General features: G+C 60.7%; 20 protein-coding genes. 12 read left to right on the top strand and 8 right to left on the bottom strand.

Translation table 11 applies throughout. The features are described 5' to 3' along the window. Window positions 1-43: 43 nt before the first annotated feature. From iscR to VF673_RS02870, 11 genes are all read left to right on the top strand, one after another. The gene (gene iscR, locus VF673_RS02820; protein ID WP_090540071.1) at window positions 44-526 is read left to right on the top strand and encodes a Fe-S cluster assembly transcriptional regulator IscR; all 483 of its coding nucleotides are present in this window, start codon (window positions 44-46) and stop codon (window positions 524-526) included. Window positions 527-633: 107 nt separating this feature from the next. After that, window positions 634-2070, top strand: a complete 1437-nt coding sequence (gene sufB, locus VF673_RS02825) for a Fe-S cluster assembly protein SufB (protein ID WP_440290791.1) — start codon at window positions 634-636, stop codon at window positions 2068-2070. Between the two features lie 47 nt (window positions 2071-2117). Next, on the top strand, window positions 2118-2867 hold the full coding sequence (gene sufC / locus VF673_RS02830; RefSeq protein WP_090540067.1) for a Fe-S cluster assembly ATPase SufC: 750 nt from the start codon (window positions 2118-2120) through the stop codon (window positions 2865-2867). Window positions 2868-2870: 3 nt separating this feature from the next. Then, complete coding sequence (gene sufD, locus VF673_RS02835; protein ID WP_440290792.1) at window positions 2871-4178, top strand: Fe-S cluster assembly protein SufD; 1308 nt, start codon at window positions 2871-2873, stop codon at window positions 4176-4178. Further along, on the top strand, window positions 4171-5424 hold the full coding sequence (locus VF673_RS02840; RefSeq protein ID WP_440290793.1) for an aminotransferase class V-fold PLP-dependent enzyme: 1254 nt from the start codon (window positions 4171-4173) through the stop codon (window positions 5422-5424). The genes sufD and VF673_RS02840 overlap by 8 nt, the downstream gene beginning before the upstream one ends. Window positions 5425-5427: 3 nt before the next feature. Further along, window positions 5428-5784, top strand: coding sequence for a HesB/IscA family protein (locus VF673_RS02845; protein ID WP_440290794.1), 357 nt, complete (start codon window positions 5428-5430; stop codon window positions 5782-5784). A gap of 13 nt (window positions 5785-5797) precedes the next feature. Then, on the top strand, window positions 5798-6319 hold the full coding sequence (gene sufT, locus VF673_RS02850; protein ID WP_273123403.1) for a putative Fe-S cluster assembly protein SufT: 522 nt from the start codon (window positions 5798-5800) through the stop codon (window positions 6317-6319). Window positions 6320-6328: 9 nt separating this feature from the next. Continuing rightward, entirely contained in the window at window positions 6329-6748 is a 420-nt protein-coding gene (locus VF673_RS02855) for a SufE family protein (protein WP_273123400.1), read from the top strand. 74 nt (window positions 6749-6822) lie between these two features. Beyond that, window positions 6823-7863 carry a diguanylate cyclase domain-containing protein gene (locus tag VF673_RS02860; RefSeq protein ID WP_440290795.1) on the top strand — a complete coding sequence of 347 codons (1041 nt, stop codon included), beginning with the start codon at window positions 6823-6825 and terminating at the stop codon, window positions 7861-7863. A 45-nt stretch (window positions 7864-7908) separates the two neighbouring features. Next, entirely contained in the window at window positions 7909-8631 is a 723-nt protein-coding gene (locus tag VF673_RS02865; RefSeq protein WP_440290796.1) for a substrate-binding domain-containing protein, read from the top strand. Window positions 8632-8747: 116 nt separating this feature from the next. After that, window positions 8748-10088: a diguanylate cyclase gene (locus VF673_RS02870; RefSeq protein ID WP_440290797.1), complete on the top strand. Its 1341-nt coding sequence runs from the start codon at window positions 8748-8750 to the stop codon at window positions 10086-10088. Here VF673_RS02870 and VF673_RS02875 read toward each other — a convergent pair. The 8 genes from VF673_RS02875 to ppsR form a co-directional block, all read right to left on the bottom strand. Next, window positions 10072-10230 (bottom strand): YqaE/Pmp3 family membrane protein, encoded by a 159-nt coding sequence (locus VF673_RS02875; protein WP_090540046.1) that lies wholly within the window; start codon window positions 10228-10230, stop codon window positions 10072-10074. The genes VF673_RS02870 and VF673_RS02875 overlap by 17 nt on opposite strands. A 109-nt stretch (window positions 10231-10339) precedes the next feature. Next, window positions 10340-11692: a sulfite reductase subunit alpha gene (locus VF673_RS02880; RefSeq protein ID WP_440290798.1), complete on the bottom strand. Its 1353-nt coding sequence runs from the start codon at window positions 11690-11692 to the stop codon at window positions 10340-10342. Next, window positions 11692-12588, bottom strand: coding sequence for a DUF4198 domain-containing protein (locus tag VF673_RS02885; protein WP_440290799.1), 897 nt, complete (start codon window positions 12586-12588; stop codon window positions 11692-11694). Before VF673_RS02885 ends, VF673_RS02880 begins: the two co-directional genes overlap by 1 nt. A gap of 34 nt (window positions 12589-12622) precedes the next feature. After that, window positions 12623-13129 carry a DUF2271 domain-containing protein gene (locus VF673_RS02890; protein ID WP_440290800.1) on the bottom strand — a complete coding sequence of 169 codons (507 nt, stop codon included), beginning with the start codon at window positions 13127-13129 and terminating at the stop codon, window positions 12623-12625. A gap of 15 nt (window positions 13130-13144) precedes the next feature. Beyond that, window positions 13145-13741 (bottom strand): PepSY-associated TM helix domain-containing protein, encoded by a 597-nt coding sequence (locus VF673_RS02895; RefSeq protein ID WP_440290801.1) that lies wholly within the window; start codon window positions 13739-13741, stop codon window positions 13145-13147. A gap of 53 nt (window positions 13742-13794) precedes the next feature. Beyond that, on the bottom strand, window positions 13795-16149 hold the full coding sequence (locus VF673_RS02900; protein WP_440290802.1) for a TonB-dependent receptor domain-containing protein: 2355 nt from the start codon (window positions 16147-16149) through the stop codon (window positions 13795-13797). Between the two features lie 203 nt (window positions 16150-16352). After that, a complete protein-coding gene (locus VF673_RS02905; RefSeq protein WP_440290803.1) occupies window positions 16353-18599 on the bottom strand; it encodes a TonB-dependent receptor domain-containing protein in 2247 nt (748 codons plus the stop codon). 209 nt (window positions 18600-18808) lie between these two features. Beyond that, window positions 18809-19627: a posphoenolpyruvate synthetase regulatory kinase/phosphorylase PpsR gene (ppsR, locus tag VF673_RS02910; protein WP_090540032.1), complete on the bottom strand. Its 819-nt coding sequence runs from the start codon at window positions 19625-19627 to the stop codon at window positions 18809-18811. Between the two features lie 157 nt (window positions 19628-19784). Here ppsR and ppsA point away from each other — a divergent pair, with 157 nt between their 5' ends. Then, window positions 19785-22154, top strand: coding sequence for a phosphoenolpyruvate synthase (gene ppsA, locus VF673_RS02915; protein ID WP_090540030.1), 2370 nt, complete (start codon window positions 19785-19787; stop codon window positions 22152-22154). Window positions 22155-22169: the final 15 nt, after the last annotated feature.

Genomic DNA, 22169 nt, shown 5'->3' on the forward strand with positions numbered 1-22169 from the left:
ATTGCATAGTTCGAGTCCAGCAAATCCGGATTCGGGTATCGTTATGCGACTGACCACAAAAGGCCGTTACGCGGTTACAGCCATGCTGGATCTAGCCCTGCACGAAGAGCAGGGGCCGATCACGCTGGCGGACATCTCGATGCGCCAGGGCGTATCGGTTTCCTATCTGGAGCAACTCTTTGCCAAGCTGCGACGCAGCAAACTGGTGGAAAGTGTCCGAGGCCCGGGCGGTGGCTATCGGCTCGCCGGCGGTGCAGCAGCCATCAGTGTGGCGCAGATCGTCGAGGCGGTGAACGATTCGATGGATGCTACCCGCTGTCTGGGCAAGGGTGACTGCCAGCAGGGGGATGTCTGTCTTACCCACTATCTCTGGACGGATCTGAGTGCGCGACTGCGCGATTTTCTGAGCGAGATAACCCTCGCTGATCTGGTCTCCCGTGACGACATCCAACGGGTGCGCGCCCGCCAGGACAAGGGGGGCTGCGCCGGCCAGCACAAGGTTGCGGACCTGGATCGCATCCTCTGAATACGCGGTTCGCCGCACGTTTTTGCGTAATACCCGCAGAGGTATTGCAGCCTGACACTGACAGCAGCCAGGTAAATCCATGCTGGCTGCGAGATTGAGGTGATACCGTGACTCAAGAAGTCGAGAACCTGATCAAGACGGAATACGCTGCCGGTTTCCATACCGACATCGAATCCGACACCCTGCCGCCCGGACTCAGTGAGGACGTGATCCGCTTCATCTCGGCTCGCAAGGAAGAGCCGGAGTGGATGCTCGAGTGGCGTCTCAAGGCCTACCGCGCCTGGTGCGAGATGGAAGAGCCGACCTGGGCCCACGTCAAGTATCCCGAGATCGACTTTCAGGATATCTCCTATTTCTCCGCGCCGAAAAGCATGGCTGACCGGCCCAAGAGTCTGGATGAAGTGGACCCGGAGCTGCTGCGCACCTATGAAAAGCTCGGCATTCCGCTGCACGAACAGGAACAGCTGGCCGGCGTGGCCATGGATGTGGTGTTCGACTCGGTTTCGGTAGTGACCACCTTCCGCGAGAAACTGGCGGAAGCGGGGGTCATCTTCTGTCCGATCAGTGAGGCCATTCGCCTGTACCCGGACCTGGTCAAGCAGTATCTGGGCACCGTGGTGCCGCAGAAGGACAACTATTACGCTGCCCTGAATTCGGCAGTGTTTTCCGATGGTTCCTTCGTCTACATTCCCAAGGGCGTACGCTGCCCGATGGAGCTGTCGACCTATTTCCGTATCAACGAACTCAATACCGGACAGTTCGAGCGGACCCTCATCGTTGCCGACGAGGGTTCCTATGTCAGCTATCTGGAAGGCTGCACCGCGCCGATGCGCGACGAGAATCAGCTGCATGCCGCCGTGGTCGAGCTGGTGGCACTGGACAATGCCCAGATCAAATACTCCACGGTGCAGAACTGGTACCCGGGTGACGCCGAAGGCAAGGGCGGTATCTACAACTTCGTGACCAAGCGTGGCGTGGCCCATACCAACGCGAAGATCTCCTGGACCCAGGTCGAGACCGGCTCGGCGGTTACCTGGAAGTACCCCAGCTGCATCCTCAAGGGTGACAACAGCGTGGGCGAGTTCTATTCGGTGGCACTGACCAACAACTTCCAGCAGGCCGATACCGGCACCAAGATGATCCATCTGGGCAAGAATACCCGTTCGACCATCGTCGCCAAGGGTATCTCCGCCGGGCGCAGCGACAGTGCCTACCGCGGTCTGGTGCGGATCAACCCGGGTGCCGAGGGGGCGCGCAACTTTACCCAGTGCGACTCGCTGCTGATCGGCGATCGCTGCGGTGCACACACCTTCCCCTACATCGAGAGCAAGAACCCGACTGCGGTGGTCGAGCACGAAGCCACCACCTCCAAGGTCAGCGACGACCAGCTGTTCCTCTGCCAGCAGCGCGGGCTGGACGCGGAGAAGGCGGTGTCCATGATCGTCAACGGCTTCTGCCGTGAGGTGTTCAAGGAGCTGCCGATGGAGTTCGCGGTGGAAGCGGGCAAGTTGCTCGAAGTCAGTCTCGAAGGTTCGGTGGGTTGATTACCCACGCTGTCGAAACGATTCATACAGATTATCAGGCGTAAAATATGTTATCGATCAAAGGGTTGCACGCGAAAGTTGAAGAGAAGGATATCCTCAAGGGTCTGGATATCGAGGTCAAGCCGGGCGAGGTGCATGCCATCATGGGGCCCAACGGCTCCGGCAAGAGTACCCTGGGCAACGTGCTCTCCGGTCGTCCGGGCTACGAGGCGACTGCCGGCAGCGTGCAGTTCAAGGGCAAGGATCTGCTTGAGATGGACACCGAGGAACGCGCCCGCGAGGGCCTGTTCCTGGCGTTCCAGTATCCGGTGGAGATTCCCGGCGTCAGCAACATGGAATTTCTCAAGGTGTCGGTTGATGCCAAGCGCAAGCACCTCGGGCTGCCGGAGCTGTCCTCGGTGGAATTCATGAAGCTCGCGCGGGAAACCAGCAAGCGCGTGGATCTGGATGCCAACTTCCTCAAGCGCGGCGTCAACGAAGGCTTCTCCGGCGGCGAGAAGAAGCGCAACGAGATCATGCAGATGATGCTGCTGGAGCCGGATCTGTGCATTCTCGATGAAACCGACTCGGGGCTGGATATCGACGCCCTGCAGGTGGTTGCCGATGGCGTGAATTCCATGCGTGACGGCAAGCGCAGTTTCATCGTGGTTACCCACTATCAGCGCCTGCTCGATTACATCGTGCCAGACTACGTTCATGTTCTGGCCGATGGCCGGATCGTCAAGACCGGCACCAAGGAGCTGGCCCTGGAGCTGGAAGCCAAGGGCTACGGCTGGCTGGAAAACGGGGAAGGCTGAGGCATGACTGACTTTCAACAGCAGGCCCTGCAGCTGGCGTCCCAGCAGAGCGGCACCGACTGGTTGGCCGATCTGCGTGCCCGCGGTGCCGATCGCTGGGCCGCGGCCGTCTGGCCGACCCGCAAGACAGAGGCCTGGAAGTACACACCGCTGCTGCCTCTGCAGAACGACAACCCGGCCCGCTGGGCCAGCGTGGATGACTGTGCCTGGCAGCAGGCGATTGATCCGATTCCGGTGGATGCGACCCGCCTGGTGTTTGTCAATGGACACTTCCGTCCAGAGCACTCCAGTGCACTGCCGGCCGGCGTGGCTCGCTTCAGCGAGGCCGATGCGGCCCAGCGCGAGCTGATTCGCAGCCAGCTGGGCACCGTCATGGACAGCTCACTGCATCTGTTCGGCGCGCTCAGCGATGCCCTGGCGGCTGACGGCGTACTGATCCATGTGCCGCGCAACCAGACGCTGGACAAGCCGGTTTACATTCTCAACGTATCCACTCCCGAAGCGCAGCCGGCGATGAGCAGTCAGCGCGTACTGGTGGTGCTTGAGGACAACGCCGAGGCTGAGCTCATCGAGCATTACGTATCCGGCGACGAGAAACAGAATCTGTTCGTCACCGCGATGACCGAGGTGGTGGTCGGCAACAACGCGCGGATGCAGCACTACCGCATCAACCTCGAGCAGGAAGACCTGCTGCATGTGGGTGGGGTGCACGTGGACCTGCACCGTGACGCCCGCTTCCTCGGCTTCGCGCTGGGGCAGGGCAGCCGGCTCAAGCGCATCGACTATCACGTCAACCATTGCGGGCAGGGCGCGCACCTGGGGCTCAACGGTGTCTATCTGCCGCGCAACCGGCAGTTGATCGACTATCACACCAACGTCGAGCACAAGGTTGCGCACTGCACGACCGACGAGGTGTTCCGCGGCATCATCGGTGACTCGGCCAAGGCGGTGTTCAACGGGCGCATTCATATCCACCAGGACGCACAGAAGACTCTGGCGGAAATGAGCAACCGCAACCTGCTGACCTCGCCCAATGCCGAGGTCAATACCAAGCCGGAACTGGAAATTTACGCCGATGACGTTCGCTGCGGGCACGGTGCGACCATCGCGCAGCTGGATGAAACCTCGATCTTCTATCTGCAGAGCCGCGGTGTCACTCGCGCGGAAGCAGTGCGCATGCTGAGCTTCGGTTTCATCAACGAGCTGCTCAACGAGGTGCCGGAGCAGGCCATCCAGGATTACCTGCGTCCACGGCTGACTGCCCTGTTCGGTCAGGCCGACGAGAAGCTGGGGCAAATGACCTATGAGTGAAGCGGCGTTGGCAACCCGCACTGCCTTTGATGCGGAACAGATACGCAAGGACTTCCCGATCCTGCAGCAGCAGGTGCATGGCAAGCCGCTGGTGTATCTGGACAATGCCGCCACCACGCAGAAGCCCGAGGCGGTGATCCAGGCCATTGTCGACTATTACCGGCACGACAACAGCAACGTGCACCGGGGTGCCCACGCGCTGGCCGAACGGGCTACCGAGAAGTTCGAGCAGGCCAGGGTCAAGGTCGCCCAGCTGATCAATGCCGCCGAGCCGCGGGAGATCATCTGGACCCGGGGGACATCCGAAAGCATCAATCTGGTAGCCGCCAGCTGGGGGCGCAGTGCCCTGAAGCCCGGGGATCGGATCCTGGTGTCGGCCATGGAGCACCACTCCAACATAGTGCCCTGGCAGATGATTGCTGCGCAGATGGGCGCTACCGTCGAGCCGATCCCGGTGGACAGCACCGGCACCCTGGACCTGGATGCATTGCAGCAGATGCTCGATGAGCGGGTGCGAATGGTTGCCTGCGGTCACGTGTCCAATGCTCTGGGGACGGTGAATCCGGTTGAGCGAATCGTGCAACTGGCCCACCAGGCAGGGGCCCTGTGCCTGATTGACGGGGCTCAGGCAATGAGCCACATCCGGGTGGATGTGCAGGCGCTGGATTGCGACTTCTATGTGTTCTCGGCGCACAAGATGTTCGGCCCGACGGGCGTGGGCGTGCTCTATGGCAAGGCCGCACTGCTCGAGGCCATGCCGCCGTACCAGGGTGGGGGTGAGATGATCGAGTCGGTCAGCTTTGCCGGTACTACCTACAATCAGCTGCCCTACAAGTTCGAGGCAGGCACCCCGGATATCGCCGGTGTGATTGCCCTCGGCGCGGCGGTTGACTATCTGCAGGGGATTGATCGGGACGCCGCCGAGGCGCACGAGCGCGACCTGCTCGAGTACGCCGAAGCCCGTGTCCGCGAGTTGCCGGGGATTACCCTGGTCGGCACCGCGGCACAGCGAGCCGGCGTGCTGAGTTTCCTGATTGATGGCACCCATCCCCATGATGTGGGCATGCTGCTTGACCAGCAGGGTGTGGCGGTACGCACTGGCAATCACTGCGCGCAGCCGATCATGGATCAGCTGGGGATACCCGGCACCATCCGCGCGAGCTTCTGTTTCTATAACACCCGGGCGGACATTGATCGGCTGGTTGAGGCTCTGGTCAAGGCAAAACAGTTTCTTGTCGAGGAGTAGAGAATGACAGTTCAGGCATTCGATCCGACCAGCCAGGTGGTCACCGTGACCCCCGCGGCGCTGGAGCATTTCCGCCGGCAGCTGGCCCGTGAGCCGGGCAAGGCCGTGCGCTTGAGCGTCAAGAAGAGCGGCTGCACCGGCTTCATGTATGTCATCGATCTGGTCGAGGAGGGCGTCGAAGGCGATCTGCACTACCAGCTGGACGATCAGGTGGAGCTGCTGGTGGACTCCGGTAGCCTGCATGTGCTTTCCGGTACTGAAATCGACCTGGTCAACGAGGGCATCAATCGCCAGATCCGCTTCATCAATCCCAACGTCAAAGACCAGTGCGGTTGTGGCGAAAGCTTCAGTGTGAGTTGAAATGGAAAGACGCATGGTAGTAGCCCGGGCGGATTGCCCGGCGCGGCGGGTTCCCGATGGCACTGCGCTGACGATCCCCAAGGATACCTTTGTCACCATTACCCAGGCGCTGGGTGGCAACTATACGGTGACCTATAACGGTCAGATGGTCCGAGTCGATGGCACCGATGCCGAGAAACTGGGACTGGAACCCGAGCTGCTGAGCTTTCCGCCGCCGGTTGACGACCAGATCCGTGAAGAGGACGTATGGACCGCGCTCGGTACGGTTTACGATCCGGAGATCCCGGTGGATCTGGTGAATCTGGGGCTGATCTACTCGGTGCGCATCGACCAGCAGGCAAAGCGCGTGAATATAGAGATGACCCTCACCGCTCCAGGCTGTGGCATGGGCCCGGTACTGGTCGGGGACGTGGAATACCGCGTGCGGCTGGTTCCCAATGTAGCCGAGGTCAAGGTCGATCTGGTGTTTGATCCGCCCTGGAGCCGCGACATGATGAGCGAAGAGGCTCAACTGGAAACCGGCCTGTTCTTCTAAGGATTTTTCATGAGCCAATTTGGTACTGACGTGACCAGCGACGACATTCTCGACAGCCTGTCCTTCTTCGACAGCTGGGAGGATCGTTACAAGTACATCATCGACCTGGGGCGCGAGCTGCCGCCTCTCGACGAGCAGGCCCGGGTCGAGCAGAACATGGTGCGTGGTTGCCAGAGCCAGGTATGGCTGACCAGCCGCAACGAGGGTGGCCGGCTGTATTTCGATGCTGACAGTGATGCCTTCATCGTCAAGGGGTTGTTGGCAGTAGTTCTGGCGGCCTACAACGGGCGTACGCCGGAGGAAATCCTTGCGTTCGACATCGAGGATTACTTCAGTCGTCTGAATCTGCTCAAGCATCTGAGTGTGACCCGGGGCAACGGCTTGCGGGCCATGGTCAAGCGCATCAGGGACACTGCCCAGGCTGCCTGATCTGATAGCGCATAGCCATTGTATTGCCCAGGCCTTCGGGGTAGCCTTACGCAAAATAACAGATGGATCTGTATATGCGTGACCTCTGGAGCCGCCTGCGACACGACGCCTATCTGGCCATCGTGATCTTTGCAGGGCTGCTGGGCCTGGTGAGCATTTTCCCTTTCGCGCTGTATCGATGGATCGCTGGCGAATGGGTCATGGTGGCGCTGGATTCCCTGCTCACCCTGACCACCCTGATGGCACTGTATATCGCCTGGTACCGCGGACAGCCTCGCCTGGCCGGGCAGATACTGTCACTGCTCTACGCCGCCGGCGCCATCATCGCGGCCATCTACCTTCCCGTTACCGGCCTGTTCTGGTTCTACTGTGTCGTCCTGTTCAACTTCTTCATTGCCCCGCCGCTGCGCAGCACGCTGATCACCCTGGGCTCGCTTGCCGCTATCTGCCTCTATGGCCTGTGGCGACCCGGAACGATCTTTACCGATCTGCAGCATCTGATCATCTTCGCCTGCACCGCGCTGATCTGCAGCCTGTTCGCCTACCTCTTTGCCTGGCGTACGACGTTACAACGGCGCAGCCTGCAGGAGTTGGCCAACCTGGACCCGCTGACCGGAGTGGGGAACCGCCGTACCCTGATGCAGGAGATCGAAATCGCCCTGGCCAACTTCAGGCGCCATGGCAACCAGTGTGGTCTGCTGTTGCTGGATATCGATCACTTCAAGATAATCAACGATACCCATGGTCACGCCGAAGGGGACCGGGTGCTGGTCGATCTGGCGAACCTGGTATGGCATAGCTCGCGCCGTGCCGACCGTCTGTTCCGCCTCGGTGGAGAAGAGTTCGTCCTGCTTCTCCCAGGAGCGGACCTGAGCGGCTTGAACAGCGCGGCGCAGAACATTGTTCGTGCCGTAGGTGAGCGGGTTCACACCCCGGGTGGGCCGGTGACGGTATCGATCGGCGGAACCCTGTTGTTGCCCGAGGACGACAGCAGCAGCTGGATCCATCGGGCGGATATCTGTCTCTATCAGGCCAAGAACGGTGGCCGCAATCGCTGCGTCATCCACGGGGCGGAATCCCAAGGGGCGGAAAGTGGCGAACTAATGGCGCAGTAAATGTGATGTGCTATTATTCTGGCTTTTTCATGAGGGGCCAGAGGTTTGCTCATTTCCGCTGTCTGTCGGGTCACCTTTCTCCTGCTGCTGGGACTCGCGCCGTTCCCTGCAGCGGCGCTGAGCATGGCCTTCATCAATCCCGGCAAGAGTGATGAGCCTTACTGGAGCCTCGCCAGTGCAGCCATGCAGCAGGCGGCGGACAGTCTGGGAATCCATCTGGAGATACTGACCGCCGAGCGCAATTATCTGGCGCAGATACATCTGGTCGAAACACTCGGTGAGCGGCCCAGGCAGGAGCGGCCGGACTATGTGATAGTGGTCGCGGAGAAGGCCACCCTGGCTCCCCAGCTGATGGCGGCCGAGCGGGCGGATATCCCGGTCTTTCTGGCATTCAATTCGGTAATCGGGCCTGCCCATGAGCAGGTCGGCTTCCCCCGTCAGCGCTTTCGTCAGTGGCTGGGCAGTCTGGTACCGGTGGCCGAGGAGGGAGGCTATATCGCCGCCCGCGCACTCATTCAGGCAGCCCTGCGCGACCTGCCGGCGGGTGAACCGCTGGAAATGATCGCCATAGCAGGCGACCGCTCCACCCATACCTCCATGGAACGCAACCGGGGGCTCGAACGCGCGCTGAACGAGTTTCCCCAGGTCAGACTGCTGCAGAAGGTATATGCGGACTGGTCCTACGACAAGGCGCTTGAGCAGACGCATCACCTGCTGCGCCGTTATCCCCGTATGCCTCGCTGCATCTGCAGACCGAAACCGGCCTGAGCATCGATCTCGGTGAACCCCCGGCCAGGGCTGCCGACACCACGCTGCTGGTTCATTCGCCGCTGGATGAACATCAGCGTCTGGGTGAGTTGCAGATCCATTTCAATAATCAGCGCATGGCAAGGCTGATCAGGGACTCCATCCTGCAGAGGGTGCTGGAGTTCTCGCTCTACACCCTGATGCTTTTCGCCATCGTGTTCAGACTGCTGCATCGCGACATGGGGCAGCCGCTGCGGCTGATAGCGGACTACGTGGCGACCTTGCGGCCGCAGAAGAACGCCCCGCGGCTTGCCCTGGTACGCAGCGAACGCCCCTGGTTCGACGAGATAGATCTGATCTCACGGGGATTCGAAACCCTGCATGAGGGAATGGCTCACTATGCCGAGCAGCACGAGAACGCCATCGGGCAACTGGCCCGCGAGCGCGACAGTCTGGACCGCCGCGTAGCCGAGCGGACATCGGAGTTGGGCTACCTCAATGGCTATCTCAAACTGATTTCCGGCAGCAGCCTCAAGCTGATGCACCTGCGTCAGGCGCAGTATCCGCGGGCCATGACCCAGACGCTGCAGACACTGGCGCAGTACATGCATCTGGACGCCTGCGCCCTCCTGGATAACGGCGAGCTGCGCGCCCATTGGATGGAGCAGGAGGATCCGCTCTGGCTTGATCGGCTGGTTGGCTTGATGTCAGCCAGCCCGACCGGTTGGTCGGTCACGCATCTGGATGAGCGGAGCCTGATCGTTGCATTTGCCAATCAGCAGCGGCGGTTCCACTTCGTGGCCAGGAGCAAGACCCCCGGTGACATGGTCCCTGAACAGGAGGGGTTGCTGCAGGGCGCGGGGCAATGGTTGTTCAGTCTGGTCCAGCACTGGGATCACGTGATAGGTCTGGAGGCGGCCCAGCAGGAGCTGCTGGAAATGTCACGCACAGATCCTCTGACGGGTCTGGCCAATCGCAGGCATTTCGAACAGCATCAGATCGAGGAGCTGTACCGTGCCCAGCGGCTGGGTTACCCGGTCAGCCTGCTGATGCTGGATGTGGACTTCTTCAAGGGTTACAACGACCGCTATGGTCACGCCGAGGGCGACGCCTGTCTGGCAGCGCTGGCCAATCTCATGAAGGACTGGTTCAAGCGGGCAGGCGAGATGGTGGCAAGGGTAGGCGGCGAGGAATTTGCGGTACTGCTGCCGGGATTGGACCTGAACGCAGCCAGGCAGTGCGCCGAGGCGCTGGGTATGGCCATCTATGATCTGCATTTGCCCCATGCCGGATCAGTCTGGGGGCGTGTCACCACCAGCATAGGCTGCAGCTGCTGGTCGGTGGAGCAGGGCGGCGATACCGAACAGATCATGGACGACCTGGCCCGCACAGCCGACCAGGCGCTCTATGAAGCCAAGAGCGCCGGCAGGAACCAGGTGGCCGCATTGCACGGGAAGGAGCTTATCGGCGAGCGATGATCCACACCGCGTGGATGATGCCCGGGAGATAACCGAACAGCGTCAGCAATATGTTGAGCCAGAACGCGCCACCCAAACCGACCTGCAGAAAGACACCGAGGGGCGGCAAGAGAATGGCGGCGATAAGGCGAATGATGTCCATGTATGCACTCCTGATTAGTTGAAAACATCTGCCCAGACGAAGCGGACTGTGCTAGTTCTGACCGTTGCGCTCACCGCATGGTTCCGCCGGGGCAGGGTTAAGCAGATCGTCAATACAGATCCCGGCGGTAGCGGTTCTGTTGTTGCAGCCCCTGCCATTGCTCCGCCGACAGTAATTCCTGCAGCACAGCATGGATGGCGTTGCCCATGCCGGCCAGCCTGCCGCAGACACGAATGCAGGCGCCTTGATCAACCCACTGGCGTAGCTGGTCTGCCTTGCTGGTCAGGCGGTGCTGGACATACTCGGTCGTCTCCTCGGTACGGGAAAAGCACCGGTCGAGCAGCAAGCGGTCCTGCGCCACCCAGGCCTCCAGCTCCTCAGCCAACCAGCGGTCATGCTGCTGGCAGCGTTCGCCGAAGATCAGCCAGTTGTCCCTACGTCCTTGGTGTTGACGCTGCTTGATCAGACCACGCAGCCCGGCCAGGCCGGTGCCGGCGCCGATGAAGATGGTCGGGGCATCCTGGTCGAGCAGGTGAAACTGTGGGTTGGGGCGCAGCACCACCTCGAGCGTGGCACCAGGCTCGGCATGCTGACACAGCCAGCCGGAACCTTGCCCGAGCTGGCCATCGTCGCCGATGACCTGGCGCACGATCAGTTCCAGCGCGCCGTCCTCGGGGAGGCTGGCAATGGAATAGGTGCGCCGCAGCGAGCCGATGCGCAGTTGGGCCAGGTCGCCGGCCTGCCAGTGCGGCATGTCGGCGACCGGCAACAGGCGTATCAGCCAGGCCGGGGCGCCAGGACTGGACGGATTGAGCTGCCGTCGTTCGGCCAGTACCCAGCTGGTTGCCGCTTCCGGGGTGCTATTGTCCACCTCGGGCAGGCCGAACAGCTGATCGACCCGGCTGCGCCATTGCTGCAGCGTCCCGGGGTCGAGCTGGTCGACCTCGGTATGAGGTATCGCTGGTTGCGCACCGGCGGCACTCAGCCAGCGATCGAGGCGCCGGCCGAAGCCACAGTAGTCGGCGTACTGGCTGTCACCCAATGCCAGCACGCCATACTGCAGTGCGCGCAGGGCCGGGCGCTGATGCCTGGCTCTGCGCCAGAACAGTGCCGCATTGTCCGGTGCTTCGCCTTCGCCATAGGTACTGACGACAAACAATGCCCGGGTGTGGCGGCCGAGGTCGTCCAGCGACAGGTCATTGAGTGGCAGCAGCGCCGGTGCCTGGCCATCGTGCCCGGCGGTCATGGCGAGCTGCTCGGCGATCTGCCGGGCAGCGCCGGACTGGCTGGCATAGGCGATCAGCCAGTCCGCAGCCGCTGCAGGACTGCCCCTGTGCCGGCGGCGCCAGGCCAGAGCCAGGCAATACCAGCACAACAGCAGCCAGCCGCCGAAGGCCAGCGCCGCCCACAACCGACGGGCAGCCAGCGGGTCGCTCAACCACGACAGCTCCAGCAGGCTCATCAGGGAGCCATGACTTCAAGCGTGGCGGTATAGGTGGCACGCCGTTGGTTCAGCGGCGCCTCGAGGCCATCTTCCTGCACCGCTTTGGCTTCCAGCCACCAGAAACCGGACTGCGGCCAGGTAATGGCAACCTTGCCCTCGGCGTCGCTGGTCACCGTGATGTCGTTCAGCTCATCGCGATGGCGGATGCCACCGGGAATGACGTTGACCTCGACGCCGGCAGCCGGCTTGCCGTCGAGCAGGAAGATGAACTCGGCGGTTTCTTCGGCGAACAGGTCATTGGGATGGGTCACCGGCTGCAGCTCCAGGCCCTGGCCAGTGGGTGCGAACACCTTGTCGGTTGGCTGGCCGGAGGTGATGAACACCTCCATCCGCGACTCCATCCGGCTGATCTGTACGTCCTCGGCTGTGGCCGGTATGGCTTGCGCCGCCTCGGCCAGCTCGCCCATCCAACGGCGATCCTCGCCATTCTCCTTGTAGCGTGCGAAGTAGCGCGGGGCACCGGCGATTGCCAGTTTGTAGGTGCCTTTCTGATTGAGTTCCACATCGAAGACGCTGCGGTACTTGCCAACGTGGCCATTCTGCGCGGCTACTTCGCTGCCATCCGGCGCAGTGATCAGCAGGCGATTGGCCGGGCGCGGCCGGGCTGGGGCGGCATCCTGGCCGGCCGGCGCAGCGCTGGCGCGCTCCGGTGCCTTGCCGATGCCCTCCAGTACCAAGGGGTGATGCTCGAAATAGAACAGGTCGTTGGATACCGCTGCGTCCACGCTGACCCAGGCGTTGTCACCGGAAACGATGGTGGTCGAGGGCAGCATCCAGGCACGGTGGGCCTGGGCGGAGAGGGGCAGGGTCATGGCGACGGCCAGCGCCGACCAGCAGGTGAGTCGTTTGAGCATGGGCTTGTTCTTCTCTTCGTTGGAATCAATGGTTTCAGGGTTGAATGTTCAATTGGATCTTGCCCAGTTCGCTGGTACCGGCCGCCTGGTGACTGACCTGCTCGGTTACCGGCCAGCTGAAGGGCAGGCGGACCAGTTCGCGCCCACCCACTTCCCGGGCGGCCTCGACCAGCAACTGGTAGTCGCCGGGCACCAGCGCGGCCAGCGTCGGGTGGTCATCGCCAAAGCGCAGGCTATGCTGGCCGACTGGCCGGGTCGCGGCGGACAGGCCATCGATCGGCAACTCCAGCGCGCGCCCGCTGCGCCGCCACCATTGGCGCATGTCCTTCAGCCACTTCTCTCCCTCACGGTCACGCAGCTTGAGGTCATACCAGACCGACAGGTCGGCGACGTGGCCGTCGGCATTCTCGATCCAGATCGCCACGTAGGGGCGGTGATACTCCGCCACGGCCAGGCGCGGCACCTCGACGGATACTTCCAACTCGGCGGCGCTGAGCGTGGTGATCGCTGTCGCCAGCGACAATAACAACCATTTGTGCATGGGCTCTCTCTCTTCTCAGTGGATCAACAGCAAGGCAATGAGTAGCGGAATCAGCAGGCCGAGCCCGGTCACCGGCCAGGTAGCCGGGCGTGAGCGGGCCTGGCGCATGAGCAGCAGCAGGCCGGTCAGGGTGAAAATCACGCAGACCGCAGCGAATATATCGATGAACCAGCTCCAGGCCGTACCGCTGTGGCGGCCCTTGTGCAGATCGTTGGCATAGGCGATCCAACCCCGGTCGGTGGTCTCGAAGAACAGCTCGCCGGACTCCAGGTCCAGGGTCAGCCAGGCATCCCCGCCGGGCCTGGGCATGCCGACGTACAGCTCCGAGTCCGACCATTCCGCGGCCCGTATTTCGAAACGTACGCCCAGACTATCCTGCAGCCAGCGGTGCAAGGGGTCGGCAAGTAGCTGCTGTTCGGCAGCGACGGGCAACGACGCCATAAGTTCGTCCGGCAGTTGCAATTCGACGCTGCGTACCTGTGGCCTGGCCTCGATCTCACCAGCGTGATTGAGCGTGATACCGGTCACCGCGAACAGCAGCATGCCTGCCAGGCATAATGCCGAACTGACCCAGTGCCATTGTCGCAGGGTGCCGATCGCCAGATGTTTCATTGACTACTCTTGTGGGTCAGTTGGCCCGGGCAGTCCCGGGCCGAGGTTGTTGGTCAGAACCGGTAGTTGGCTGACAGCCAGAAGCTGCGTGCCTTCTCCGTGACGTTGTAATCATTGGAACAGGACCAGCTGTCGTGCGCGCCCAGGGCATCATAGGTCGGCTCGCAGTTGCGGCCGGCCATATTCTTGTCCAGCAGGTTGTTGACCCGGCCATGCAGGGTCAGGTCATCACTGGCCTGGAAGCGCATGCCCAGGTGGTAGATGTCATAGGACTTGTAATACAGCTTGCGAGTAACCGGCTGTGGTCCTGTGGTGGTGGCCGTACCGCGATAGCGCTCGTCCCGTACCTCGGCGATCAGCGACAGGTTCAGGCGTGGCAACACGTCCCAGCTAAGCGTGCTGTTGAACATATGTTCGGGTGTATTGACCAGTGGCAGGCCTTTCTGTCGACCGCTTTTCTGCTCGCTGTCGGTGTAGGTGTAGTTGCCGCTCAGGCTGAGCGTCGGGACGATCTCCCAGCGTGCTGCCAGCTCGATACCCTTGGTCTCGACCTTGTCCACGTTGGTGCTCTGGCTGAAGCTGTTATAGCCCAGCTCGGCCCAGCCTGGACCGACATCCACACAACCGGAACTCAGGTATTTCACACCACTGGCGTTGTAGCAGTTGGGAACGGCATCGGCCGTGGCTATCTTGTCCTTGAAGTCGTTGAAGAACAGCGTAGCGTTGGCGTTGAAGTTACTCAGGTTGTCGTAATAGACCGCAACTTCATAGTTGGTACTGGTTTCCGGCTTCAGATCAGGCGAGCCGGCCATGGGGCTGACACCCTGGCCACCGAAACCGACGATGCCGGGGAACAGCTGGTTCGGCTTGGGTGTCTTGTAGCCGGTGCTGACCCCACCCTTGAGCGTCCAGTTGTCGGTGGTGCGCCAGGTGAGATAGGCCCGCGGGCTGATCTCGGAGCCGAAGATATTATGGTCGTCGTAGCGCGCACCATAGGTGAAGGTCAGCTTATCGGTGAGATCCCAGTTATCCTCGGCGAACAGCGCCCACTGCTTGTGGTCCTGGGTCTTACCGGACTGGAAGCCGGCACCATCCATGCCGAACACCCCGTCTTCCATCTCGGCGAAGAAGTACTGACCGCCGATGGTGAAGTGGTGGTTGCCAATGGAGTTGCTCAGTTTGGTATCAAAAATGGTGTTGCGGATTTCCAGCTCACGACGCTTACGCGGCAAGAAGGAACCTTCTAGTTCTGCACGCAGATCATCGGTCAGCACCGGGGTAGTCACCCCCTGGTCAGCCGCGGCCTGATCCCAGATGGCCTGTAGATCACTGCGCTCCTGCACAGTCAGCGGCAAGGAACGCCCCAGGTTGTTGCTGGTGCTGCGGGTCAGGCTGGTGGTGCTGGTACCGAAGTTCCAACGCCCAGTATGGGCCAGCACGAACTGCTCGCGCTCCACCCGCTGGTACTCGGAGTAACCGACCCGCGGCTGGATGATCCCGCGACTGGCGCGCCACAGGCTCTCGACGGAGTCCAGCGTCCCGGTCTGACCCTCGGTATTGTCATAACGCTGCTTGGCGATATCGTATTCGAACTGGAAGTCGTGATCCTCCAGCGGCGTGAAGTTCAGGGTGAAACCGGCGTTCCAATTCTTCGCGGCGACGATTTTCTTGTCACCGAAACTGCCTCTGTCCTCGAACAGGCTGCCGTCACCGTTGACCAGAGTGCCGACGCTGTAGCCCGGATCGCTCTGCTCGCGGTCGTACAGGCTGGCACGCAGCCCAAGCCCGACCAGGCCCTTGATCAGCGGGCCACTGGCGAACAGGTCGGTCTTGCGGTCGTCACCGAACTGCGAGTCTTCCTGGAATGTCAGCCCGTGGCTGATGGAACCGCCCCAGTTGTCCTGCACCTTGCGGGTAATGATGTTGATCACGCCACCCATGGCATCGGCGCCATAGAGCGTGGACATCGGCCCGCGGATCACCTCGATGCGCTCGATGGCATCCATCGACGGCATGTACATGAACTGACTGTTGCCGAAGTTGTTCGGCCCGATGTCGCCGATATCACTCTGCCGACGGCCATCGATCAGCACGAGGGTGTAGTCCTTCGGCAGGCCACGCATGGTGATACTGATGTTGCCGTTCTTGTCCAGATCCGCGCCGACATCGACACCTTCGACGTCACGCAACGCATCGGCCAGGCCCGCATAGGGCTTGCTCTGCAACTGCTCGCGGCTGATGACGCTGATACTGGCCGGCGCGTCGGTGAGTTTCTGTTCAAAACCGGTGGCCGAGACCACGGTGACATCCGGCAGTTGTACCGAGTTCTCGTTGGCCAGGGCAATACAGCTCGCCAGCAGCCCCATGCTGCCCACGAGATAGGAGGGAAGAGTAGTGTTGATCGACATCCAGGTAGCGCTCCTTTTTGTGCTCTTTTGGAAACTCCAGTGTGATCATCACGCTAATCTAAATAATTATGATTATCATTACGGGGGGTGGAAGTATAAAGCGCTCCTGACAATAGCGCCATACCTGTGGCTAATTGAGGAGAAAATATTACTGGGGGGGGGCAACACCCCGGAAGAATCCGGGGTGTCTTGAGAAGTAAAAATCAGAAGTCGACGGTAGCAGAGAGCCAGAGTCGGCGACCTTCTTCCAACGTTCCTGTAGTGGACTGGGCTGAATGCGTATAGTGCGATGCCCATCCGGTATTCGTAACACCGCCAGACGTATATTGGTAGATACCGCCGTCCAGGAAGTCCTTATCAAACAGATTGTAGATAGTGGCATTCAGAGTGACATTATCCGAGGCGCGGAATGACCCGCCCAGATGAAACACTTCATAAGCCTTGAGATCACCGACCTGACTCTGGACAGCCTGATTTTCCTGGCTCAGGTTCTGATACAGGCTGGTAAAGCGGTCACGCTTGCCACGATATTCCCCTTTGAACCAAAGTTCCAGGCGATCACTTGCACTCCAGTTCAGACTGGCGTTGAGCATGTGCCTGGGAGTATTGGTGAACGCCGCTCCCTTGTTTGCGCCACTCTTTTGCTCGCTGTCGGTGTAAGTGTAATTTGCATTCAGCTTCCAGGTCGGGGCGAACTGCCAGCCCCCAGCCAACTCGATCCCTTTGGTGACAGCCTCGTCTACGTTGATCAAGGGTGAGCAGCCAGGGTTGGGAGTACCGTTGGTAGTCGTGTTACCGAGGCACAACGGATGGTCGATAATCAGCGGTCCGCTGGCGATCTTGTCTTTGAACTTATTGTGGAACAGCGTGGCATTAGCATTGAATCCTGCCAGGTTGTCGTAATAGACGCCGAACTCGGTATTGGTGCTGGTTTCCGGATCAAGGTCCGGATTACCTACGGTTACCGCACGCCCCTGGGCGGTAATGCCATTGATACCGTTATGCAGGTCATTCAGGTCCGGCGTCTTGTAGCCTCTGCTGACACCACCTTTCAGTGTCCAGCTGTCGGTCGCGTTCCACACCAGGTAAGCCCGCGGGCTGACGTTCCCGCCAAAACTTTCGTGATCGTCGTAACGCACCCCCAAAGTCAGCGCAAGGTCATCACGCAGGCGCCATTCGTCCTCCGAGAACAGCGCCCAGGAGGTCTGTTCGAAATCGGTGCCGGCAATGTCATCGGTCATTTCAGCCTTCCACCACTGGCCGCCGACAGTGAGAATATGCGCATCGCCGACTGGGGCAACCAACTTGCTGTCCAGGACCAGATTGGTCGTCTCCAGCTTGCGATCATCACCGACCGTCGCCCAGGGCGCCGCCGGCAGTGGAGTTCCGATATCACCGCCAGCGCTGCGGCCGGGGATGGTACGCCCAAGGGTCTCTGTGGTGTTATGCATCAGACTGCTGTCCAGCACCCCGAAGCCCAACCGGCCAGTATGGGTAAGCGCGACCTGCTCGCGCTCGAAGCGCAGCTCGTCCTTATACCCATGGGCGGTAGGCGCATCCGCTGCGCACCCACCGGTTGCACTGCCGGTGGCCTTGCCGTCCAGATTACCCAACTGACAGTCATCATTGTCGTAGACCTGGCGGCCACGTTCAAAGTCCAGGGCAAAATCATGATTTTCATGCGGAGTGAGGGTGAGGCGGGCGCCAACCGTGTTGTTACGGCCTTCCACCGGCGCTGCACCACGCTTGCTGACGGTGCTGTCGTTATCGAAACTCAGATCCGAGGCGCTGCGGTCATACAGGCTGCCGCGTACTGCCAACCCCATCAGCCCCTCAATCAAAGGGCCGCTGGCATACAGACTGGCCTTGCTGGCATCGCCATAATCACGGTTTTCCTGGAAGGTATGATCCAGGCTGATCGAACCAGCCCACTCGCTGGCGACCTTCTTGGTAATGATGTTGACTACGCCACCCATAGCGTCGGAGCCATAGAGTGTGGACATTGGACCGCGGATCACCTCGATACGCTCAATGGCAGACATCGGTGGCATGAAGCTGGTGGAGGTTTCATTGAAGCCGTTGGGCGTCACATTGCCAGCTGCGTTCTGGCGACGACCGTCAATCAGGATCAGCGTATATTGGCTCGGCATACCGCGGATGCTGATATTCAAACCACCGGTCTTGCCCGTACCTTGTCGAACATCGATGCCTTCGACATCTTCCAGCGCCTGGGCCAGGTTACCGTAGCGTTTGCGTTGCAGATCTTCCTGGCTGATCACGCTGATGCTGGCCGGCGCGTCAGTGACCTTCTGCTCGAAACCGGCGGCGGTAACCACGGTGTCGGCCAGTCGGACGCTTTGCTGGTTGGCCAGGGCCACGCTGGCAGCCAGAAGGGCAAGAGTGCCGACAACGGCACGGGAGCCGGGCAGGGCTGTGGAGGTATGCAGCATCGAGTGTTCCTCTCCTAAAAGGTACGGCAGCAGCTGTTGGTTATGAGTATCGTGTTGATAAGCATTATCAGTTGCGACATCATACTGATCCGAAGCCGAAGATCAACAGAAAATTGTCGAAAAGCTTGGTGCGACATTACGCCGCTGAACTGAAGGGGTGGGTACAGGACGGGGTGGTAGGAAAGGTGCCCTGGCGGGCACCCTGGAGATCACTTGAGACGGCGCTCGATACCCATGTGTACCAGAATCTTGGCGGAGATCTCTTCCACCGAGAAATGCGTCGAGTTGATGTGCGGGATATTCTCGCGGCGGAACAGGTTTTCCACCTCGCGAATCTCGAATTCGCACTGGGCGAAACTGGCATAGCGGCTGTTGGGGCGACGCTCATTGCGAATGCTCGCCAGCCGGTCCGGGTCGATGGTCAGCCCGAACAGCTTGTGCTTGTGAGGACGCAGCGCTGCGGGGAGCTGCAGGCGCTCCATATCATCGTCCGTCAGTGGGTAGTTGGCCGCGCGGATACCGTACTGCAATGCCATATAGAGGCAGGACGGCGTTTTGCCGCACCTGGATACCCCCACCAGAATGATGTCCGCTTCCTTGTAATGGTGGGTCCTTGCCCCGTCATCGTTATCCATGGCGAAGTGCACGGCATCGATGCGGTCCTGATAGTTGCTGTTGTGCTGGATAGAGTGGGACTTGCCGACCGAATAGGAGGAACCGGCGCCCAGCTCCTGCTCCAGTGGAGCAAGGAAGGTAGAGAAGATGTCGATGATGTAACCCTGGGACTTGGCCAGTTCGTCGTGGATGGCCCGGTTGACGACAGTCTCGAAAATGATCGGGCGCTGACCATCTGCCTCGGCAGCGGCATTGATTTGTTGTACCATGTCTCGCGCTTTTTCAACGGTATCAACATAGGGGCGCAGCAGCTTGCGGAACTCTATGTTCTCGAACTGCGAGAGCAGGCTCTGCCCCAGTGTCTCAGCGGTGATACCAGTTCCATCGGAAATGAAAAAAGCGGTGCGTTTCATGCGCGAAGCCTTAAAATAACGGAATTTTTTCGGGTTCGGGTATCAAACCCGAGTAATACGCAAGCGTCAAAGCGGCATTGTGGCGTATTTATAACTCGCAGACCAGACGGTAAAGCCTGCGCTGCCAACCTATTCATTGAATGACGGAGAGATCACCTTGCTAGAGTACGTAGTGTCCTTTGAGCAACTGGGTGTTGGGGATGTCGAGCGTGTCGGCGGCAAGAATGCCTCGCTTGGCGAAATGATCAGCAATCTGGCCGGCGCGGGCGTTTCCGTACCGGGCGGCTTTGCCACCACTGCTGATGCCTATCGCGAGTTTCTCGAGCAGAGTGGTCTCAACGACCGTATCAATGCTGCCCTGGACGCGCTGGACGTGGATGATGTCAACGCCCTGGCCCGTACCGGCGCCCAGATCCGTCAGTGGATCATGGAGGCCGACTTCCCCGAAGCTCTGGACCAGGCGATACGCAAGGCCTTCGCTGAGCTGGCCGCCGGCAATGACAATCTCTCCGTCGCCGTCCGCTCCTCCGCTACCGCCGAGGACCTGCCGGACGCCTCCTTTGCCGGCCAGCAGGAAACCTTCCTGAACATCCGTGGCGTGGACAACGTCATCCGTGCCACCAAGGAAGTGTTCGCCTCCCTGTTCAACGATCGTGCGATTTCCTACCGGGTGCACCAGGGCTTCGATCACAAGCTGGTCGCCCTGTCCGCCGGCGTTCAGCGCATGGTTCGTTCCGAAACCGGTACCGCCGGTGTGATGTTCACCCTGGATACCGAGTCCGGCTTCCGTGATGTCGTGTTCATCACCGGTGCCTACGGTCTGGGCGAAACAGTGGTGCAGGGCGCGGTCAACCCTGACGAATTCTATGTGCACAAGCCCACGCTGGAGGCTGGTCGTCCGTCCATTCTGCGCCGCAACCTGGGCAGCAAGGCCATCAAGATGGTCTACGGTGAAGAAGCTGCCGCCGGCCGTTCGGTGAAGACGGTTGAAGTGGATGCTGCGGACCGCGCCCGCTTCTGTCTGAGCGATGAGGAAGTGGTCAACCTGGCACGCCAGGCCATGATTATTGAAAAACACTACGGTCGCCCGATGGATATCGAGTGGGCCAAGGATGGAGATGACGGCAAGCTGTATATCGTCCAGGCCCGTCCGGAAACCGTGAAAAGTCGCAGCAGCGTCAATGTCATGGAGCGCTACCTGCTCAAGGACAAGGGCACCGTACTGGTCGAAGGCCGTGCCATCGGGCAGCGTATCGGTGCCGGCCCGGTCAAGGTAATCCGCGATGTCTCGGAAATGGACAAGGTCCAGCCCGGCGACGTTCTGGTTTCCGACATGACCGATCCGGACTGGGAACCGGTAATGAAGCGTGCCAGTGCCATTGTCACCAATCGCGGCGGCCGGACCTGTCACGCAGCCATCATCGCCCGCGAGCTGGGTATTCCGGCAGTGGTGGGCTGTGGCAATGCCACCAGCGAACTCAAGGATGGCCAGGTCGTCACCGTGTCCTGCGCGGAAGGCGATACCGGCATCATCTATGACGGTCGTCTGGAGTTCGATGTGCGGACCAACAGCGTGGATGCCATGCCCGAACTGCCGTTCAAGATCATGATGAACGTCGGCAACCCGGACCGCGCCTTCGATTTCGCCAACCTGCCCAACGAGGGTGTGGGCCTGGCGCGTCTGGAATTCATCATCAACCGCATGATCGGCGTGCATCCCAAGGCACTGCTGAACTTCGACAGCCTGCCGGCAGAGGTCAAGGACAGCGTCGAGAAGCGCATTGCCGGATACAGTGATCCGGTGAGCTTCTATGTCGACAAGCTGGTCGAGGGTGTCAGCACCCTGGCGGCGGCGTTCTGGCCGAAGAAGGTCATCGTGCGTCTGTCCGACTTCAAGTCCAACGAATACGCCAACCTGATCGGCGGCCGTCTGTACGAGCCGGAAGAAGAGAATCCCATGCTGGGCTTCCGTGGCGCCTCGCGCTATATCAGCGATTCCTTCCGCGATTGTTTCGAGCTCGAGTGCCGCGCCATGAAGCGCGTGCGTAACGAGATGGGCCTGACCAACGTGGAAATCATGGTGCCCTTCGTGCGCACGCTGGGCGAAGCCAGCCAGGTAGTGGAGTTGCTGGCGGAGAACGGTCTCAAGCGTGGCGAGAACGGCCTGCGCCTGATCATGATGTGCGAGCTGCCGGCCAACGCCCTGCTGGCCGACGAGTTCCTTGAGTACTTCGACGGCTTCTCCATCGGCTCCAACGACCTTACTCAGCTGACGCTGGGGCTGGATCGGGATTCCGGCATCATCGCCCACCTGTTCGATGAGCGTAATGCAGCGGTGAAGAAGCTGCTGGCCAATGCCATTGCCGCCTGCCGCAAGGCAGACAAGTACATCGGGATTTGCGGTCAGGGTCCCTCGGACCACCCGGATCTGGCCCGCTGGCTGATGGAGCAGGGTATCGAGAGCGTATCGCTCAACCCTGACTCGGTAATGGATACCTGGTTCTTCCTTGCGGAAAACAACGGCTGATAAGCCGGGAGCATG

The sequence above is a fragment of the Halopseudomonas sp. Lyrl_26 genome (genome assembly GCF_051948695.1).
Lineage (GTDB): Bacteria > Pseudomonadota > Gammaproteobacteria > Pseudomonadales > Pseudomonadaceae > Halopseudomonas > Halopseudomonas formosensis.

Coding starts and splice junctions, on each gene's coding strand:
- iscR (WP_090540071.1), top strand. CDS start 44: ATGCGACTGACCACAAAAGGCCGTTACGCGGTTACAGCCATGCTGGAT.
- sufC (WP_090540067.1), top strand. CDS start 2,118: ATGTTATCGATCAAAGGGTTGCACGCGAAAGTTGAAGAGAAGGATATC.
- sufD (WP_440290792.1), top strand. CDS start 2,871: ATGACTGACTTTCAACAGCAGGCCCTGCAGCTGGCGTCCCAGCAGAGC.
- VF673_RS02840 (WP_440290793.1), top strand. CDS start 4,171: ATGAGTGAAGCGGCGTTGGCAACCCGCACTGCCTTTGATGCGGAACAG.
- VF673_RS02845 (WP_440290794.1), top strand. CDS start 5,428: ATGACAGTTCAGGCATTCGATCCGACCAGCCAGGTGGTCACCGTGACC.
- sufT (WP_273123403.1), top strand. CDS start 5,798: ATGGTAGTAGCCCGGGCGGATTGCCCGGCGCGGCGGGTTCCCGATGGC.
- VF673_RS02855 (WP_273123400.1), top strand. CDS start 6,329: ATGAGCCAATTTGGTACTGACGTGACCAGCGACGACATTCTCGACAGC.
- VF673_RS02860 (WP_440290795.1), top strand. CDS start 6,823: ATGCGTGACCTCTGGAGCCGCCTGCGACACGACGCCTATCTGGCCATC.
- VF673_RS02870 (WP_440290797.1), top strand. CDS start 8,748: ATGGCAAGGCTGATCAGGGACTCCATCCTGCAGAGGGTGCTGGAGTTC.
- VF673_RS02875 (WP_090540046.1), bottom strand. CDS start 10,230: ATGGACATCATTCGCCTTATCGCCGCCATTCTCTTGCCGCCCCTCGGT.
- VF673_RS02880 (WP_440290798.1), bottom strand. CDS start 11,692: ATGAGCCTGCTGGAGCTGTCGTGGTTGAGCGACCCGCTGGCTGCCCGT.
- VF673_RS02885 (WP_440290799.1), bottom strand. CDS start 12,588: ATGCTCAAACGACTCACCTGCTGGTCGGCGCTGGCCGTCGCCATGACC.
- VF673_RS02890 (WP_440290800.1), bottom strand. CDS start 13,129: ATGCACAAATGGTTGTTATTGTCGCTGGCGACAGCGATCACCACGCTC.
- VF673_RS02895 (WP_440290801.1), bottom strand. CDS start 13,741: ATGAAACATCTGGCGATCGGCACCCTGCGACAATGGCACTGGGTCAGT.
- VF673_RS02900 (WP_440290802.1), bottom strand. CDS start 16,149: ATGTCGATCAACACTACTCTTCCCTCCTATCTCGTGGGCAGCATGGGG.
- VF673_RS02905 (WP_440290803.1), bottom strand. CDS start 18,599: ATGCTGCATACCTCCACAGCCCTGCCCGGCTCCCGTGCCGTTGTCGGC.
- ppsR (WP_090540032.1), bottom strand. CDS start 19,627: ATGAAACGCACCGCTTTTTTCATTTCCGATGGAACTGGTATCACCGCT.